14 protein-coding genes are annotated in these 17,417 nt (G+C 54.5%); 6 read left to right on the forward strand and 8 right to left on the reverse strand.

Annotated features, from left to right (window positions below; genetic code table 11):
* Positions 1-16 precede the first annotated feature (16 nt).
* From TAM4_RS08410 to TAM4_RS08420, 3 genes are read right to left on the reverse strand one after another with little or no spacing between them, the layout of a single operon-like run.
* Positions 17-3,895, reverse strand: coding sequence for a DNA-directed DNA polymerase II large subunit (locus TAM4_RS08410; protein ID WP_014122813.1), 3,879 nt, complete (start codon positions 3,893-3,895; stop codon positions 17-19).
* Positions 3,896-5,851 (reverse strand): DNA-directed DNA polymerase II small subunit, encoded by a 1,956-nt coding sequence (locus tag TAM4_RS08415; protein WP_014122814.1) that lies wholly within the window; start codon positions 5,849-5,851, stop codon positions 3,896-3,898.
* Complete coding sequence (locus tag TAM4_RS08420; protein WP_014122815.1) at positions 5,851-7,095, reverse strand: ORC1-type DNA replication protein; 1,245 nt, start codon at positions 7,093-7,095, stop codon at positions 5,851-5,853. The genes TAM4_RS08415 and TAM4_RS08420 overlap by 1 nt, the downstream gene beginning before the upstream one ends.
* 916 nt (positions 7,096-8,011) lie before the next feature.
* On the opposite strand from TAM4_RS08420, the gene TAM4_RS08425 reads away from it, so the two are divergent.
* The 3 genes from TAM4_RS08425 (at position 8,012) to nucS (ending at position 11,051) form a co-directional block, all read left to right on the forward strand.
* A complete protein-coding gene (locus tag TAM4_RS08425) occupies positions 8,012-9,031 on the forward strand; it encodes a TrkA family potassium uptake protein (RefSeq protein WP_048150453.1) in 1,020 nt (339 codons plus the stop codon).
* A gap of 181 nt (positions 9,032-9,212) precedes the next feature.
* Positions 9,213-10,271 carry a DNA repair and recombination protein RadA gene (gene radA / locus TAM4_RS08430; protein WP_014122817.1) on the forward strand — a complete coding sequence of 353 codons (1,059 nt, stop codon included), beginning with the start codon at positions 9,213-9,215 and terminating at the stop codon, positions 10,269-10,271.
* 30 nt (positions 10,272-10,301) lie between these two features.
* On the forward strand, positions 10,302-11,051 hold the full coding sequence (nucS, locus tag TAM4_RS08435; RefSeq protein WP_014122818.1) for an endonuclease NucS: 750 nt from the start codon (positions 10,302-10,304) through the stop codon (positions 11,049-11,051).
* Here the strand turns inward: nucS and TAM4_RS08440 are convergent.
* The 3 genes from TAM4_RS08440 to TAM4_RS08450 form a co-directional block, all read right to left on the reverse strand.
* Positions 11,048-11,431: a DUF473 domain-containing protein gene (locus TAM4_RS08440; RefSeq protein WP_014122819.1), complete on the reverse strand. Its 384-nt coding sequence runs from the start codon at positions 11,429-11,431 to the stop codon at positions 11,048-11,050. The genes nucS and TAM4_RS08440 overlap by 4 nt on opposite strands.
* Positions 11,432-11,440: 9 nt before the next feature.
* On the reverse strand, positions 11,441-12,166 hold the full coding sequence (locus TAM4_RS08445; protein WP_014122820.1) for a proteasome assembly chaperone family protein: 726 nt from the start codon (positions 12,164-12,166) through the stop codon (positions 11,441-11,443).
* A gap of 94 nt (positions 12,167-12,260) precedes the next feature.
* Positions 12,261-13,541 carry a hypothetical protein gene (locus tag TAM4_RS08450; protein WP_014122821.1) on the reverse strand — a complete coding sequence of 427 codons (1,281 nt, stop codon included), beginning with the start codon at positions 13,539-13,541 and terminating at the stop codon, positions 12,261-12,263.
* A gap of 151 nt (positions 13,542-13,692) precedes the next feature.
* On the opposite strand from TAM4_RS08450, the gene TAM4_RS08455 reads away from it, so the two are divergent.
* Together TAM4_RS08455 and TAM4_RS08460 are read left to right on the forward strand one after the other, a co-directional pair.
* Positions 13,693-14,466: an S-methyl-5'-thioadenosine phosphorylase gene (locus TAM4_RS08455; RefSeq protein ID WP_014122822.1), complete on the forward strand. Its 774-nt coding sequence runs from the start codon at positions 13,693-13,695 to the stop codon at positions 14,464-14,466.
* Between the two features lie 117 nt (positions 14,467-14,583).
* A complete protein-coding gene (locus TAM4_RS08460) occupies positions 14,584-15,042 on the forward strand; it encodes a thermonuclease family protein (RefSeq protein ID WP_014122823.1) in 459 nt (152 codons plus the stop codon).
* A gap of 18 nt (positions 15,043-15,060) precedes the next feature.
* On the opposite strand, the gene TAM4_RS08465 is transcribed toward TAM4_RS08460, so the two are convergent.
* Positions 15,061-15,675 carry a CGP-CTERM sorting domain-containing protein gene (locus TAM4_RS08465; protein ID WP_048150457.1) on the reverse strand — a complete coding sequence of 205 codons (615 nt, stop codon included), beginning with the start codon at positions 15,673-15,675 and terminating at the stop codon, positions 15,061-15,063.
* A 141-nt stretch (positions 15,676-15,816) separates the two neighbouring features.
* Here TAM4_RS08465 and TAM4_RS08470 point away from each other — a divergent pair, with 141 nt between their 5' ends.
* A complete protein-coding gene (locus tag TAM4_RS08470) occupies positions 15,817-17,091 on the forward strand; it encodes an amidohydrolase family protein (RefSeq protein WP_014122825.1) in 1,275 nt (424 codons plus the stop codon).
* A gap of 2 nt (positions 17,092-17,093) precedes the next feature.
* Here TAM4_RS08470 and TAM4_RS08475 read toward each other — a convergent pair whose 3' ends face one another.
* Positions 17,094-17,381: a hypothetical protein gene (locus TAM4_RS08475; RefSeq protein WP_014122826.1), complete on the reverse strand. Its 288-nt coding sequence runs from the start codon at positions 17,379-17,381 to the stop codon at positions 17,094-17,096.
* Between the last annotated feature and the right edge of the window lie 36 nt (positions 17,382-17,417).

Here is a 17,417-nt window from a genome sequence, read left to right on the forward strand (position 1 = left end):
GAGGGACTATAAATAGCTAACCCCCGAAGAACTCGTCGAGGCTTATGCGCTTCTTCCGCTTTGCCTTAGCCTTCTCCCTCTTGACTTCCTTCTTGAGGTCTTTCGACTTTTCGGCCTTAGATTTCTTCTCCTTCTTGGCCCCGTTCTCTGCCTTCGCTTTCTTCGCCTTCCCGTTCTTCCCGTTGAAGCCATCTAGATAGCCGTTCTTTCCGTTTGAAGAGCCAGTGCGCTCCTTAATCATCTTCTCGCACACATCTGCCGAGAAGCCGAGTAAGGTCCTCTGCTTTTCGGGCAAAACCGTCTCGAAGAGCGTCTTTATGTCCTTCTCCGTCAGGCAAATCCTCTGCCTCGTGTAGTCCTTGACTTTATAGCGGGTAACCAGCATCTTCGCCGTCGGCAGGTACTTCTCGACCGCGCCCTTGCTCACCGTCAGGACGATTTTTCCACCGCACTTGGGACAGCGCCCGATGAGCGGAGGCCTCCGATATTTCGTGTTGCACTTCACACAGCGGAACTCCTGCCTCGTGAAGCTCCTCAGGTTACCTCTCAAATCGGGAATCAGGTGGGAGTTGAGTATGGTTTCCGCAACGTGGTGCTCATCGACCGCGCGAATGCGCTCCGCCAAAGCGAGCTGTCTCTCGACCTTCTCGACCATGTCGCCGAGCTGTTTGTACAGGCTCATCTTCGGGCCGAGGCCGATGTCGTCGGTATCGTGGGTGAACTTTATCCCTTCGTACATCTCCGGTTTGCCGAGTCTATCTTCAACGCGCTCGATGAACTTGATTTCCTTCGGCGATTTCATCTCGTAGGTGGCCTTGTAGAACTCAAGGGGATAATAGCGGACGACGTCCATGTTGTGGACCTCGCTGTCCACCTCGCGCGGGTCGAGCCTCGTCGTAACGACCAGCGGTGCGTCCATCTTGCCACCGCGTTTTTCGGGCAAATAGTAACGAGAAAAGTTCAACAATGCATCCATAAGTAACATTACACTATCCTCATCCCCGTCGCAGTTGCGTCTTTTGGCCGCATGATAATACGGGTGCGCGTAGCCGACCAGAACATCGGAGAAGCCGATTATCCTGCCGATGATTCCGGCCGAGGTGTGGGGTGCCAAACCGATGACGAGGTGCCCTATCAAATCCTCCATCTTCTCGGCGTTGTAGAACCTCGGCAGGCCGTAGAACTTCTCGAGCAGGTCGTCTACGAAGCGCGCGACCTTGAGGAGGTATTTCCCTGCCTCGTAGGAGAGGATTATGTCCTGAACCTTCAGCTCGACTATCTGGTCGTCCCGCTCGAGGGGTTTGCCCTCGAAGTCGTGGGTGTAGCCGAGCTCGCGAAGCTTTTCAACGCTGACCCCTATCTCCTTCGGCTTGAAGTGCGTTATCGGCGCATCCGTCGCGTCAAAGCGGATTGTGCCGTCCTTGAAAACGTAGACGTCGTTCTTAACCCTCAGGAGGCCCTTTTCGAGGGGCTCGGCCATTTTGTAGCCGGAAGTCATACCCTTGACGCCCTTGAGCCTGTCGATGCCGTAGACCTTGACGTTGTCCATGGCCCGCCTCAGCAGTTCAGAGGGCTTTATCTCCCTCTGGGCGTAGGGCTTCAGCTCGACGTCACAGCGCGGACAGCGGAAGCCGAACTCCTTCGCCTCGCTCTCGGGATAATCAACGTTGCACTTCGGGCAGTGCCAGAGGAGTTCCTTCCTCGTCCCGCAGACCGGGCAGAGGTGCTCCGGGCCGGTATGACCGCACTTTGGACACTTAAAGAAGGCTATCTCGACCTTAGCTGTTTTTCCTTCCTCCGCGGCCTTCTTAATGTCCCTGCTCTGCCCCCCGGCGAGGCCAATCGGGAACAGCACCTGAACCGGTGGTTTCATCTTCCTCTCCTTGGCCTTCTCGGGCCTGCCCATTCTGGCCCCTATCCAGCTTATTCCCCTGTCCCTGAGTTTTATCGGGTTGTTCTCGTTGATGACGTCTATGACCGTGAAGAAGGGCTTGGCTTTGAACTCCCACTCGAGGTTGCCGAGGGGCGTGAGCAGGGCTGAACTCCAGGGGTAGTCAACGACGATGACCTTCCTCCCCCCCTCTGTCCTCTCGAGCCTGTGGGGCAGGCCGAGGAGCTCAAGGTAGCGCTTGATTCTCGGGTCGTTTTCGAGGATTATTCTCTTCGCGAACTTCAGCTTCCTGAACTCGTCCCACTCGATTTGGGCGTTGAGAAGAGCCTTTTGAAGTTCCTCCACTTCCTCAGGCTTCAGAGTGTTCCAGTAGAGAGTGTAGTAGGGGTGGAAGGGTATGTCCAGAACCTTCGAGAGGTGTATCGCCAGCTCAACGCTCGGCTTAACCCTGAGCGGGTCTCTCAAAAGGCCCTCAAGGAAGTCCGCACTTATCTCAAGGTATTCGGCAACTTCCTCAACGGCCTCGCGCGGGTTGTCGGAGAACGGCTTGAGCTCGACCTCGTAGAGCTCCCCAATTGCCTTGGCAAGCTCCTGAACCCACCATTCCTCGGCGTAGTTAGCAGGCAGAAGCGTCTGGTTGTTCTCGACAAAGTCTCCGAAGTTGATGAGCGCGTCGCCAACATAGAGAATCTCATCGAGGTCGTTTCTGACCTTTAGAGCCGTCTCGTAGTCGTCAACCCGTATAACACTTCCGTCCTTGAGCTTGACTATCGGCCCTTCCACCGTTGTTGCAGGCGTTACGATACAGCCCTTTCCGGGCCTCTCGGTTTTCATCTGCGTTCCTATCGCTATGAACTCGTCGAGGATTAGCATGGTGGCAGGGTTAACGCTCCACGTCGCGAAACCGCTGACGCGACTCCTCCCGTAGCGCAGGCGGAAGCCACCGTTCTCTGAAGGCTCGGCGAAAAGGGGCCTTCCACCGATTATCTCCTTCGTGTACTTCTTGTTCGGGGCTATGTTGGCCCTAAACTTCTCGTAGAGCTCGTAGTAGAAGCCCTTCTCGACTTTTTCTGCCACTTCTTCCCTCGCCCCGGAATCCTCGGCCTTGGATTCGTCGGCCTTGGGTTCCTCGGAGCTCTTGCCCTTCTCTTTGGCCTCAACGAACTCCTTTATCCAGTCCCAGCCTTCCACGCCCATCTTGTCTATGTACTTGACGAGCTTCTTGGCCTTCTGGAGGACACCTTCAGCCAAAACAAGAATCGCTCCACCACGCAGGTGGTTGGTCTCGACGCCGGGGACGTTCCTGTGACTCACTTCCACCTTATCTGTCTCTTCACCGGTTATCTCGATGGGGATGTTCCTCATCGCGAGCCTCACTTCATCGGCTTCCGGATGATACTGCAAGCGCGTAACGGCTCTATGATAGAGGTCTATCTCCTCGACCATCCTCTCAATGTGCTCCTCGCTCGGCTTGAAGCGGTCGAGGCCGAGCTTTTTCCTCACGTAGTCGCCGACGAGGACGCTCAGGGCCTGAGCAGTTCCGCCGGAGCTCCTTATCGGCCCGGCGTAGTAGAGGGCCAGGTATTCGGAATTGTCGGCCCAGGTGTTGCGCTTGATTTTGACGTCGGCGATTCCCTCAAGCGGGGCGGAAACGATACCCTCCGTGAGTATCGCGAGGGCGGTTCTGACGGCCTGCTCCGCGTACTTCTCCTTGCTCCCAAGGTCGCCGAACTTACCCTCGATGATTTCGTCGACAATTTTCAGGGAGGCAAGCTCCTTGCCGTACTCCTTGACGAGAACCCTGATCCTCTCGGCGACGCCTTTTGGCCCAACGAGGCTCTCAACACGGCCGGCCATGTCGGTCGCCTGGGGCACCTCGACCTCCAAGCTGGGGTCCTTCCCCTGGGAGCGGGCTTTCCTCGCTATCTCATAGGCTTTGTCGATCTCCCTCTGGAGTGATTCGAAGTAATTCTTCATCTCGGGTGAGTATAGCTCTTCTCCCATTCAAACCCCCTCGCAGAACTGCTCGAAGTTTATAACCGCTCTCAAACGGGCCGTTTCAACGTCGATTATCGGCACACGCGCCGGCGTTGGGACTATGTTCACCATCTTCTGGAACTCGGTCTGGGCCTGCCAGGTGCCGGTGTTTATGACGAAGACGCCGTTGTAGATCTTGTACTGCATGACGTGGACGTGGCCGGCCTGGAAGAGGTCCGGGACGCTCTCAATGACGAGCAGATCCTCAGGATCGGGGGCAACGGGCACTTTTCCGCCGAAGGTCGGGGCCAGGTGACGGAGCTTCAAAAGCTCAACCATCGCCTCCGCCGGCCGGTGGTGGCTCCTGTTGGGTATCTCGGTGACGACGTCCTCTATTCCCCTGCCGTGGGCTATGAGGAAGTCCCTGCCATGGAGCCTTATCACCGCGGGGTTGCTTATTATGGTCACGTTCTTGAGGCGGTAGATTGGCCTTGCGTACTCCTCGTAGAAACCTGGCTGCGGCAGGGCAGTTCTCGCGGCGTCGTGGTTGCCGGGGCCGATGAAGGTGTGGATGTGCCCTGGAACGTTGCGGAGGAGATTGGCCAAAGCCTCGTACTGGTCAAAGATGTCCGGGATGGCGAGTTCGTCGTACTGGCCGGGGTAGATTCCAACTCCATCCACCACGTCCCCGGCTATGATCAGGTACTTTATCCTGCTGACGAGTTCAGCATGGGCTTCGTTCTCGACGTTGCCGTTGAGCCATTCGAGAAACTTCTCAAAGGCATTCTCACAGAATTTGTTGCTCCCAACGTGGATGTCGCTCAGAAGAACCGCGTAAACCTTCTCCTTGAGGGGAGGCTTCTGGGAACGAACCTTTGGAACGTCGGGAAGGTAGATGTGGTCCGCGAATATCATGCCCTTGCCCGAGTACTTGCCGGAAACGGCGACGGCCGAGTCGTGCATTATGTTCATAACGAGCTTCGCGTCCTCCCGGTTCCTGTTGATGAAGACCTTTATCCTGCCCGTTGCGTCCTCGATCTCGAGAACGTAGCCCTTACTCGTCTCCCTCTTGTCAGTGAGCAAACCAACGACCGTTACCTCGGAACCCGGCTGAACGTAGCTGAGCTTCCCTATATCGATTATCCCGCCTATCTCGGGATTTTCCCGGAAAATCCGGCGCATCTTCTTCAGGCGCGAGCGGAAATGAAGACGGTAGGCCTCAACGAGGAACTCCCCCTCCTTACCGGCGGCGCTCTTGGCCTTGGGAGGGGAGAACTTCACGTTTTTGACGTCGAAGATGACCTCGGATTCATCGGGCATCTCTGCGGCGCGGTAGTGGAAGTCCGGGTTGGGGGTTATGACAACGTCTTCGTAAACGGAGTACGTCTTTTCCTCCTCGGGTACCTCGTCCCCAACGTAGGCTATCGGAATGCCGTAGTCCCCGTAGATGATCTTAGGCTTGATCCCGTTCCCGTTTTCCACAGAGACCCCGTTCAGTTCCCCGTTGGGTTCGTCGTCGATGGATTCCTCGTAAGGTTCCGTAACCTCAACAACGTCCCCCACCGTTTCCACTGGAAAAGGCTCTGGGGAGGCCTCCTCCTGCACTGGCTCGATGGGCTCAGGGAGGGGCTCCGATGACGATTCCTCGACATCAGTTCCAGTGGAAATGAAACTCTCCCCCTCAGAAAAGCCCTCGGTTTCGACCATATTTTGACCAATGGAGGAATTAAAGGGGCCTGTTTCAGGGGGTTCTCCAGTGGAAATAGAGGTTTCATGCCCTTCAGCTTCACCCGAGCCGGGGATGAGGCCCCTGGATGAAAGGAACTCCTCAGCTATTGAGGAAGTTATAACGAACGATCCCCTGGCCTTGGCGAACTTTATCAGCTCGGCCAGGGAGAAGTCCTTTTTGTAGTACTGCTCCAGAAGGTAGTAGGCGGAGGGGGTTATGAGGTACTTATTCCTCATTAGATCCTCAACCAGCATTAGATCAACCTCCTCTGGCGGGAGAGGTTAAGGGTGAGGAGAGGCCTTAGCTGATCGTCCTGACTGAAAACCTTCTTGACCTTGTGGGGGGTGACGTTCAGACGGATCTCCTTGGTTCTGCCGTAGCGGCCCTTGCTCACGACCTTGGCGTTGATTATACCGAGCATGTCGAGCTCGTTTATCAGATCGCTTATCCTGCGCTGGGTGAGGGGATCGAGGTCGATGTAATCGCAGAGGGATTTGTATATGGAGTAAACGTCCCCCGTGTTGGCGGGGAGCTCGCCGTTTTCGTCGAGGAGAACGACGGCGTGAAGCAGAACCTTTGAATGGAGGGGAAGGGTTTTTATAACCTCCTCCATGGTGTCCTGCTCTATCTTCTCCTGCGCGAGCCACACGTGCCGTTCGGTTACCTTGCTCGCCCCCTCGCGCTCCGCGATTTCCCCAGCGACGCGGAGCAGATCAAGGGCCCTTCTCGCGTCGCCGTGTTCGCGAGCCGCCAAAGCCGCACAGAGGGGAACGACCGCATCGTCGAGGACGCCCTCGTTAAAGGCATCTTTCGCACGCTGCATGAGAATATCCCTGAGCTGCGTGGCGTCGTAAGGCGGAAAAACGACCTCCTCCTCGCTCAAGCTCGACAGAACGCGCGCATCCAAGTACTCCTTGAATTTGAGGTCGTTCGAGATGCCTATTATGCTGACCTTCGCCTTAGAGAGCTCGGTGTTGATCCTAGTGAGCGAGTAGAGTATATCGTCACCGCTCTTCTTCACGAGCTTGTCTATCTCGTCGAGAACTATTATCACGAAGCGCTCCTTGGAGTCGATTACCTCCTTAAGCCGGGCGTACACTTCGTCGGTCGGCCAGCCGACGAGGGGCACCTCAACGCCGCTTTCCTCCTTGAAGTGATTGACGATATTGGCCAGAACGCGATATTGAGTATCCACAATCTCACAGTTGATGTAGATGACCTCGACCGGGACGTTGTACTTATCGGAGATCTTTTTGAGCTCCTCAGTGACAAACTTAATGGTAACTGTCTTTCCGGTCCCGGTCTTACCGTACACAAAAACGTTCGAAGGAGTCTCACCCCTCAAAACGGGAACGAGGATGTGGGCCAGCTCTTCTATCTGCTCCCTCCTGTGGGGGAGCTCCTTGGGAGTGTAACTGTGCCTCAACACCTCCTTGTTTTTGAAGATCTTCTTGGCGTGGAGGTACTTCTCAAAGATCGAGCCGAGGTAGTCGTCCATAGGCACCACCGATTTTACTTCCAGTGGAAACGAAACTCCCCGCATCACATCCGGGTTGATTAAATCTTGTGTTCCGCAATATGAGACGCAATTAGGCGAGAGATCATGACACTATGCTCATTAATTCCACGGATATTGAGCAGATGTTGCAGTACTTTCCACCCGAAGCACCGGACACAGTGGAAAGCTAACCAATCTACGATGAGGGGTTTATAGCCTTTGCTTGTCAGGAACCTGTTCAAAGGAGGAGAAAGTTTCCACTGGATAGGCAAGGTGTTCCAAAGGAAACGGGAACTTTTAATGATCAGAGATGAACATTGAATTGTACAAACGTAAAATGAACAAGGCAGCGCATTTCAAATTTCCACTGAAAGAAAAATGAACATAAATGGCTATCAACTTTAGTTCATTGACGCACTGCTTTGGGCAGACGGGGTAAGCAGAAATAGTTAAAATTTAAGTAAAGTTAAACGGATTTGTAGCCCCAGGGGGTTTTGTTTCCACTGGAACCGGGATAATGCTACACCCTTTCTATCCTCGTAGTTTTGGTGAAAACACTCCCACTTTCTCTACGTTTTTGGCTTTTAATCTTTTGCATGAACAATGTTCATATTATACTCGATGATTTAAATGAAAATAGGGAGCTCCTGAACACATTCAAATTAACTCCAAAAGTGTGATGAACAGCATACTATTTACGTACTAAAAATCCCAACCAAAACGACTTTTTCAAATGCAATGTCCCCCTAACCCGTCCATTTCCGTATCCCGGTTCCAGTGGAAATGAAACTCTGGGGGGTCTTTTCGATGACGATCGAAAAAGACCTTTGTTTCCACTGGAGCTAAATGTTCATCGGAGCTCATTCCCCGGGTCTGGTGTACCAATGTTTTTAAGCCCTCTTCTCGATTTCACTACATGCTGCCGGTTACCGTCGTGAGGCGACTGCTTCGAATGCGGGTTAAGGTGAGCAGGAACCGGCTCATCCAGATAGCACTTGCAGTTCTCCTTTTGGCGGTCGCTTTTGCAGTTGCCTTCGCGTACTTTGAGGGTGTTGACTTCTTCACCGCCTTCTACTGGGCGGTCATAACGATGGCGACCATCGGCTACGGTGACGTTACGCCGAAGACAGAGGCCGGGAGAATAGTTGCCATGATAGCCTCCGTTGCGGGCATCTCGACCTTTACCGCCCTCGTTTCCCTCCTGGCGGAAAACTTCATATCGTCGTCTCTGAGGAGGATGATGGGTATGCACAGGGTTAATTATTCCGGCCATTATCTGATAATTGGCCAGGGAAGCAGCGTTTCAACCTGCGTTAACGAGCTTATCGGTGCAATCGAGCGCGGTGAGCTGGGGCTGGCTCCGATAGTTGTGGTCTTCCCCAGCGAGGAGGAGCGAAAGAAAGTTGAACTTCCAGAGGAAATAGAGGTCCTCATTGGGGATCCTACAAACAGGGAGACACTCGAACGTGCCCGGGTTGGTAAAGCTTCCCACGTAATCCTCGCCTTGGAAGATGACTCAAAGGCAGTCTTCGTGACGCTCATGGTGAAGAGGATGTCAAATGCAAAGGTTCTCGTCGAGGTCTTGAGCGAGGACAGCGTTGAGCTCCTGAAGGGTGCCGGAGCAGACAGGGTCATCGTGAGCAGGAGCTTGGCGGGAAGGCTTCTCGCCAGCTCGGTGTTCGAGCCGGAGGTAGTTGACGTCATAGATGACATAACGAGCTCGGTTAAGGGCTACGACGTCACCGTGATGGACGGTCGGAACTTCTGGGGCAGGCCGTACATAGAGGCATTTCGAGAGCTCAAGGAGACAAAGAACATGTTTCTCCTTGGTTACTACTTCAACGGCCCGGTTCTCAATCCCCCTCTCGACGAGCCGATTCCGGAGGGTGCCAGACTGATAGTTCTGAGGAGTTCCCTTTCCACTGGAGAACCGTGATGTTTGGGCTTATCTTGCCGAGTTTTCTTTTTTCTGGGTTTTCTAGTAAGATCTAGGAGCTTTTAAGGTTTGTTTTTCGAAAAGGGCGAAAGTCTTAAAAGATTGGACTTCCGAGTTTTCCGGGAAAAGCTATTTAACCCCCAAACTTTACCTCCATTAAGGGTATTCCCGGGTGAGTCTCATGGCGAAGAAGAAAGTTGATGAGGTTAAGGAGCTTGAGGAGTTCGAGGAGCTTGAAATAGCCGAGAGCTCACAGTCATCGTCCTCAAAGAAGAAAAAGGAAAAGGAAATAAAAACTCTTGAGGACCTGCCCGGTGTCGGCCCTGCCACCGCCGAAAAGCTTCGCGAGGCAGGCTACGACAGCATAGAGGCCATAGCCGTCGCCTCACCGCTCGAGCTCAAGGAGATAGCCGGAATAAGCGAAGGCGCTGCCCTCAAGATAATCCAGGCCGCGAGGGAAGCGGCCAACATAGGAACCTTCATGCGCGCCGACGAGTACATGGAGAAGAGGAAGACCATCGGCAAGATTTCCACTGGAAGCAAGAGCCTCGACAAGCTCCTCGGAGGCGGAATAGAGACGCAGGCCATAACAGAGGTCTTCGGTGAGTTCGGAAGCGGAAAGACTCAGCTCGCACACACCCTTGCCGTCATGGTCCAGAAACCGCCCGAGGAAGGTGGGCTCGGCGGTTCGGTGATATGGATTGACACCGAGAACACCTTCAGGCCCGAGAGGATAAGGCAGATAGCCGAGGCCCGCGGTTTGGACCCTGACGAGACGCTCAAGAACATCTACGTGGCGAGGGCCTTCAACAGCAACCACCAGATGCTTCTCGTTGAGAAGGCTGAGGAGATAATCAAAGAGAAAGCGACAACCGACAGGCCGGTTAAGTTGCTCGTCGTTGACTCGCTTATGGCCCACTTCAGGAGCGAGTACGTTGGAAGGGGCTCCCTCGCCGAAAGACAGCAGAAGTTGGCCAAGCACCTCGCCGATTTGCACCGTCTGGCCGACCTCTACGACATAGCGGTCTTCGTGACGAACCAGGTGCAGGCGAAACCGGATGCCTTCTTCGGCGACCCGACGAGGCCCGTCGGTGGCCACATACTCGCTCATTCCGCGACGCTCAGAATCTATCTCAGAAAGGGTAAGGCCGGAAAGAGGGTTGCAAGGCTCATAGACAGCCCGCACCTGCCCGAGGGCGAGGCCGTCTTCAGGATTACTGAGAGGGGAGTTGAGGATTAACCTTTTTAATCCCCTCCCCTACTCTTCTCCATGCCCAAGGTTGAGCTCAGGGAGAACCCGTCTCCAGAGGAAATAAAGCTCCTCGTCGATTCGGCCGTTTCCTCCGAGGGAGTGCTCACCATCTTCGCCCGCTGTCGGGTTCACTACGATGGCCGGGCAAAGAGTGAGCTCGGCCCCGGCGACAGGGTTATAATCGTCAAGCCCGACGGTTCGTTTCTGATACACCAGAAGGAGAAGCGCGAACCCGTTAACTGGCAGCCGCCAGGGAGTGTGGTTAGGCTGGAGCTCCGCGAAAAGCCCGTTCTTGTCTCCGTCAGGAGAAAGCCGAGGGAAACGCTGGAGGTCGAGCTTGAGGAGGTTTACCTCATCACTGTCTTCCACGCAGAGGACTACGAGGAGCTCGCTTTGACCGGCAGCGAGGCCGAGATGGCCGAGCTCATCTTCGAGAACCCCGAGGTTATAGAGCCCGGCTTTAAGCCCCTCTACCGCGAGAAGCCCATTAAGCACGGCATCGTTGATGTTCTCGGCGTTGACAAAGATGGAAACCTCGTAGTTCTCGAGTTGAAGCGCAGGAGGGCGGATTTGCACGCGGTCAGCCAGCTCAAGCGCTACGTCGAAACCCTTCGCGAGAAGCACGAGAACGTCAGGGGTATTTTAGTTGCCCCTTCGCTCACCTCCGGCGCCAGAAAACTGCTTGAAAAAGAGGGTTTGGAATTCAGAAAGCTCGAACCGCCGAAGAGGGGCAGAAAATCGAAGGGGAGACAGCTCAAGCTGTTTTAGCCCATGCTCATCTCGTGCGGGAACAGTTCCCTGACCCTCGCCACGAGGATTCCGTCCCTTCTCTCGACCTCCACAACCCGCCCGAGGCCGACCAGCTTCACCTTTGCCCTGCAGACGGTGATTTCTCTCTCGTCGCTCTCCTCCCAGGGAACCCTCGTCTCAAGCTCTTTAGCTTCTATCAGCTCCGCGAGGAGACCTTCGGTTCCAGTGGAGACGTCGTCGAAGGGGTCGTAGGTGAGGAACAGCCTGAGGGCCTCGTCTATCGCCTCCTCGATGGCCAAGACGTTCCGCGCGCTCCTAAGCTCTATCGTCCTGTAGGGGTTCCTCAGGAGCTCGTCCAAAACCCGTCTCGCGATTCCAGCGAGGATTACCGCCTCCATGCTACCACCTCACAGGTAGATGCTCTCGTACTGCTTCATCTCCTTCTTCCGCGCCTGCTCCATCTGCTCGTGCATCTTCCTGAGCTGTTCCTCAATCATCTCCGCCTCCTTGATGAGCGGTTCCGTCGAGACGTCAATAGGCGTGAGCTTCTTGAGGACCTCGATGACGTTGGCAGCGGCCCTCGGATCCGGTCTGTCGCCGAACGTCTCGCCGAGGAGCACGTAGGCGTTCAGCCCTCTCTTCCCGGCTTCCCAGAGGAGCTTTCCGCTCATCCCCATAATCGAGCCGTACTGGAGTATCTTCGCTCCGGCCTCTTCGAGCTCCCTGTTGAGTTCTTCCCTTGCGCCAACGCCCCACACTTCCATCTTCTCCTTGAAGAAGCCTATGCCGATTCCGCCTATGGAGATTACTTTCTCGGCCTTCATCTCGCTGAGGTAGCTCGCCACTTCCCGTGCTATCTCGTTTACCAGCGTCGGGGGCACGTAGACGTCCGCTATGGCCACGATTACGTTGTCCTTGCCGTAGAAGCGGAGCGGTGGGTTGGGTTTTCCCTCAAGGACTATGCTCATCGGCGGGATGAACGGGCTCTCGACGTAGCCTATCATCTCCATTCCGAGTTCCTTCGCGAGGAAGTTGCCCGCTATGTGGCCCACGAGGCCTATTCCCGGGTAACCCTCGATGAATATCGGGTTCTTTACCTCCGGCAGGACGAGCTTGACGGGTTTCTCCTCCATCTCACCACCCCCGGAATATTTAGTTCCCAAAGGTTATTAAAGTTTGCGTGCCATGCCGGAAGAAGAGAACCAAAAATGGAAAAGGATGCCGAATTTAAGTTCCCCTCGTGGTTATCACGGTGAAGTAAGTGGCCACTTCTCCCCCGTCTTCGCCGCCGGGTAGTTTGATTGGGATTTCAGGGGTTGCCACTATGTAAGCGGCGTTGGGCGTTGCCCTTATTATCGTGATAGAATACGTCAGGAAGGACTTTGAATACGGGGAGTAGCTTATGGTGAGGAAACGCTGGGCGCTGGCTTCTCCGGATGGGTTATCATCGCTCCCGCCAACGGGAAAGGTGTAGAAATACCCACTGCCTCCCTGAAAGTCGAAAACGACGTTTGTGTAGTGGCCATTCTGTACCACCCTTATCTGTCTGGTTGAGTTCATTATTGGGAACAGGCCTTTTTTGATGGGGTGATCCGTGAGAATAGAGCCCTCCACACCTGTGCTGGATGTGATCTCCTTGTTGAGCTGCCCTTCGGTGAGATTGTACTCTCCCGTCAGCTGGATTTCAATGGGATAGGTGCCCGAAATCGGAATGTGGGTGTACTCTCCGGTGTATCTATCGTAGCACGCGATCTCCATCCGGAAGGTGAGGTACCTGAGGGGCAAGTTCACGTAGCGTTCAATGCTGCCGTTCGAAGTCCGAAGCCCTATGCCCTCGGGACTGTACGCTATTCTGAGCTTCTCCCCATCGTATTCGTTGCCCGGCACTGCCGCCGGTGTGCCCGCCACGTCAAGGGTGTAATCCGCGACGGCCGTACTGTCGAGGATTATCCCCCAAGAGAGGCTGACCACGTTGATCGGTTCCTCGGCGGTGTCGATCTTCATGCCCATGAACGGTACCCACTCCTGAACCAGCTTCACACGTCCCTTAACCACGGGTTCGTTTTCATCAATGCAGTACCTATCCGAAACCTGTACGTATCCTTTGGGACACTCAGAAACTCCCTTTCCGGCGTTTCCGCTCCCTGCGCGCTCCAGCAGTTTGGTTAGGTTGAGTTCGACGGTTTGGCCTAACTTTCCGTCCTTCACCGTTCCCACAACGATCCTGTTGTCGCTGGTGAAGTAAAGAACTATTGGTGCCGGAACGCTCTTCAGAACGTGTGAGTCCTCCTTTAGATAGTCTGCCCATTCTCCGTTGCGGGGCTTCGCCCCGAGAACCTTTCCGAGGGGTCCTTTCTCAAGGACTGCGACCTTTCCGTCGGGCAGTGGCTGGAGTGCGAGGGCGAACGTGGAGGGGTTTTCCATTTTCCCAGAGTGCCGCTCGTAGGCGAGGGCGATGGATGAGATGAGGAAAACGATAACGACCGCGGCGATCCATTTTCGCCCCATGCGTATCACCCGCTACCTGCATGTTATACTCGATGAAGGTTATATTCTTTTCGTTCTAATCTCTCAGTGAAAGCACCATCTCCGATAGTACTTCTTCACCGGAAAGGCAACCCTTATATGAGTGGAGCGAGCATTTAACACGGTGATGACCATGCCGAGGATAGGCATCATAGGCGGTTCCGGGGTTTACGGCGTCTTCGAGCCGAAGGAAACTCTAAAGGTTCACACACCCTACGGCAGGCCCTCTGCTCCTGTGGAAATCGGCGAAATAGGGGGCGTCGAGGTGGCATTCATACCGAGGCACGGCAAGCACCACGAGTTCCCGCCCCATGAGGTTCCATACCGCGCGAACATCTGGGCGCTCAAGGAGCTGGGAGTCGAGAGGGTCATAGGAGTTACAGCAGTTGGCTCGCTCCGCGAGGAGTATAAGCCGGGCGACATAGTGATAACCGACCAGTTCATTGACTTCACCAAAAAGAGGGACTACACCTTCTACAACGGACCTAAAGTGGCCCACGTTTCGATGGCCGACCCCTTCTGCCCCGAGATGAGGAAAATCTTCTACGAGACGGCAAAAGAGCTAGGCTTCCCGGTCCACGAGAAGGGCACATACGTCTGCATCGAAGGCCCGAGGTTCTCAACGCGCGCCGAGAGCTTCATGTTCAGGCAGTACGCCCACATCATCGGAATGACGCTCGTTCCCGAGATAAACCTGGCCAGGGAGCTCGGAATGTGCTACGTGAACATCGCAACGGTCACCGACTACGACGTCTGGGCCGACAAGCCGGTGGATGCCCAGGAGGTCCTAAAGGTCATGGCCGAGAACAACTACAAGGTTCAGGAGCTTCTCAAGAAGGGCATCCCGAGGATTCCAGAAGAGAGGAAGTGCGGCTGCGCCGATGTCCTGAAGACGATGTTTGTTTGAGCTGGTGGTTACTTGGTTTTCCATTTTTATGTTGAATTCTGCTTTGGCTCATCACTATCTCGCCGGGAATTTGGAAAACTTTAAAATCTTCAGTTCCCTCTTGAAGCGGTGGTCGCCGTGAGGAAAGCCCTTGCGATTGCTCCGGTGGTGTTCTTTCTCCTGATTTCGGGATTTGTCTCTGCCTACGAGTTTCAGGCCTACGGCTACGTAACAAAGGTGGTAGATGGAGACACCGTTTGGTTCCACTCATACTACGGTTACAGGGCCGGAGAAACCTTCAAGGTTCGCTTCGCCGACGTAAACGCTCCCGAACTCTACACGGCGGAAGGTAAGGAGTCTAAGGCTGCCCTTGAGTGGCTCTTCGATGCATATGGACGTCACGTTTACCTCGACGTCGATGACGTTTACGAAACTGACCACTACGGCAGGGTCGTCGCGGTCGTTTACCTCCCATTCTGGGATTACGGCTACGCCCTCAACGTCAACGAATGGCTGGTGGAGAGCGGCTGCGCGAGCGTTTGGAACCATTACAACGAGTTTAACCCCTATTCATGGAGCCTCTGGGTTCCTATTTGAGAAAAAAGAAAAGGGGCCTTACTTTCGTCTTTTTGCCGCGAGGATTAGGGGGGTGAGTCCAACGATGAGGGCAGGTCCACAGAGGCCACTTGATGACTTTATCACGCTTGAATCGACTAGCTCCGCCTTAAACGTTATCTCAACCGATGCTCCCCCGAATTCAAGCTTCCCGTTGGCGGAGAGCTTTTTCAATATTCCAGTCTTAGTATCGTAGTATGCGGTAGCTGTTATGCCCTCCTCACTGAGGTCCACCTTTCCATCCTTCGGAAGCTGATTCGGATCGGCATAAACGTTGCCTTTTTCAGGGTCTTCGTCCCAGTAGAGGTGGAGAGTGCTTCCCTTTGTTAGGTCTTCCCAGTCCCCGAAATTGCTTTCCCGTAGTTTATCTATGTCCCCGCTCACATCCACAACTTCAAGGGTAAACCCGTCCTCGTCCACCTCGGTTACCTTGTACTTTACGTAAATCGTTCCAGAGATCTCGGTCTGTGTATCCTGGGTTTTCCCCTTGACATGAACGTATATCTTGTACTTCATCCAGTCCCCTTTCTTCAGTGGATGGTCTGCGGCGCTTGCATAGCTTGCACTGACAACAAGAATAGCCACCAAAACTACAAAAATTGCAATCTTTCTCATGCGCTACACCCCATGGTAACGTATGCAATCTGTTATAATGCTTTCAAGATTTATTAGAATTTCTAAAACTCGCCGGGACATGTTATCGCTAACCTTTTTAACTTCCAGCGGAAACACACCCCTTTAAAAGGAGGGATCGCCATGAGCGTTCTCATCAGGAACGGTTACGTGGTTTACGGTGAAAACCTTGAAGTTATCAAAGCGGACGTTCTAATCGAGGGCAACAGAATAGTTGAGGTAAAGAGGGGAATCAAAGAGAGCGCGGATACGGTAATAGACGCCACCGGAAAGGTAGTTTCTCCCGGCTTCATTAACCTGCACACCCACTCTCCGATGGGCCTTTTCCGCGGCCTCGCCGACGATCTGCCGCTGATGGAGTGGCTGGAGAAGCACATCTGGCCGAGGGAAGCCAAACTAACGCGCGACCACATCAAGGTCGGCGCTTACCTTGGAGCGCTCGAGATGATTAAGACCGGCACTACCACTTTCCTCGACATGTACTTTCAGATGGACGCCGTTGCAGAGGCAACCCTTGAGGCGGGTCTGAGGGGTTACCTCAGCTACGGCATGATAGACCTCGGCGACCCCGATAGGACGGAGAAGGAGATTAAAGAAGCCCTCCGCGAGATGAAGGCCATTGAGGGCCTCAACTCCGACAGGGTTCACTTCGTCTTCGGGCCTCACGCCCCATACACCTGCTCCTTAGCTCTGCTGAAGGAGGTCAGAAAGCTCGCGGACGAGCACGGGAAGCTGATAACTATTCACGTGGCCGAGACGATGGCCGAGCTCGGCAAGATTCAAGAGCGCTATGGAAAGAGCCCCGTCGTGCTCCTCGAAGACATTGGCTTCTTCGGGAGCGATGTGATAATAGCGCACGGCGTCTGGCTAGACAGCAGAGACATAGCGATTCTCGCGAGGAACGGCGTTACAGTGGCTCATAATCCTGCAAGCAACATGAAGCTCGCCAGCGGTGTGATGCCCCTCCAGAGGCTCCTGAACGCTGGAGTTAACGTCGGCCTCGGAACCGATGGGAGCGCGAGCAACAACAACCTCGACATGGTCGAGGAGATGAAGTTAGCGGCTCTGCTCCACAAGGTCCACAACCTCGACCCTACGGTTGCAGATGCAAGGACGGTTTTCAGGATGGCAACACAGAACGGCGCTAAAGCTCTGCGCCTCAATGCGGGCGTCATAAAGCCCGGCTACCTCGCGGATATAGTCATCTTCGACTTCAACCGGCCCCACCTGAGGCCGATAAACGACGTTGTGAGCCACATCGTTTACTCCGCCAACGGCAACGACGTGGAGACGACGATAGTTGATGGCAGGATTTTAATGCTCGATCGCGAGGTTTTGACGCTCGACGAAGAAAAGATATTCCAGAGGGTGGAGGAGGCCGTTGAGAGCCTCTCCTGACTTTATCCTCCGAAGTACTCCTCCACGAGCTCCTTCGCGGAGGGCTTGTAAAGTTCCAGAACTTCGATGTCCTCGATGACGTTTCCCTCGCGGAGTTTGAGCTTTACCTTCCCGCCGTAGACCTGAAGATCGTCCAGCATTCCGTAGATTGCATCCTCTGCCTCCAGGGGGGTTTTAAATTTCATTATGTACTCCTCGCCGTCCGGAAGGATGAGCTTGATCCAGTACTCGTTCTTCCTCTTAAAGGGCCTCGTCACCTTGGGCTTGAAGTTCTCAACGATTATTTCCACGCGATCACCTCCGCGCTCGATGACCTTGAGGTTCTC

Source organism: Thermococcus sp. AM4, assembly GCF_000151205.2.
Lineage (GTDB): Archaea > Methanobacteriota_B > Thermococci > Thermococcales > Thermococcaceae > Thermococcus.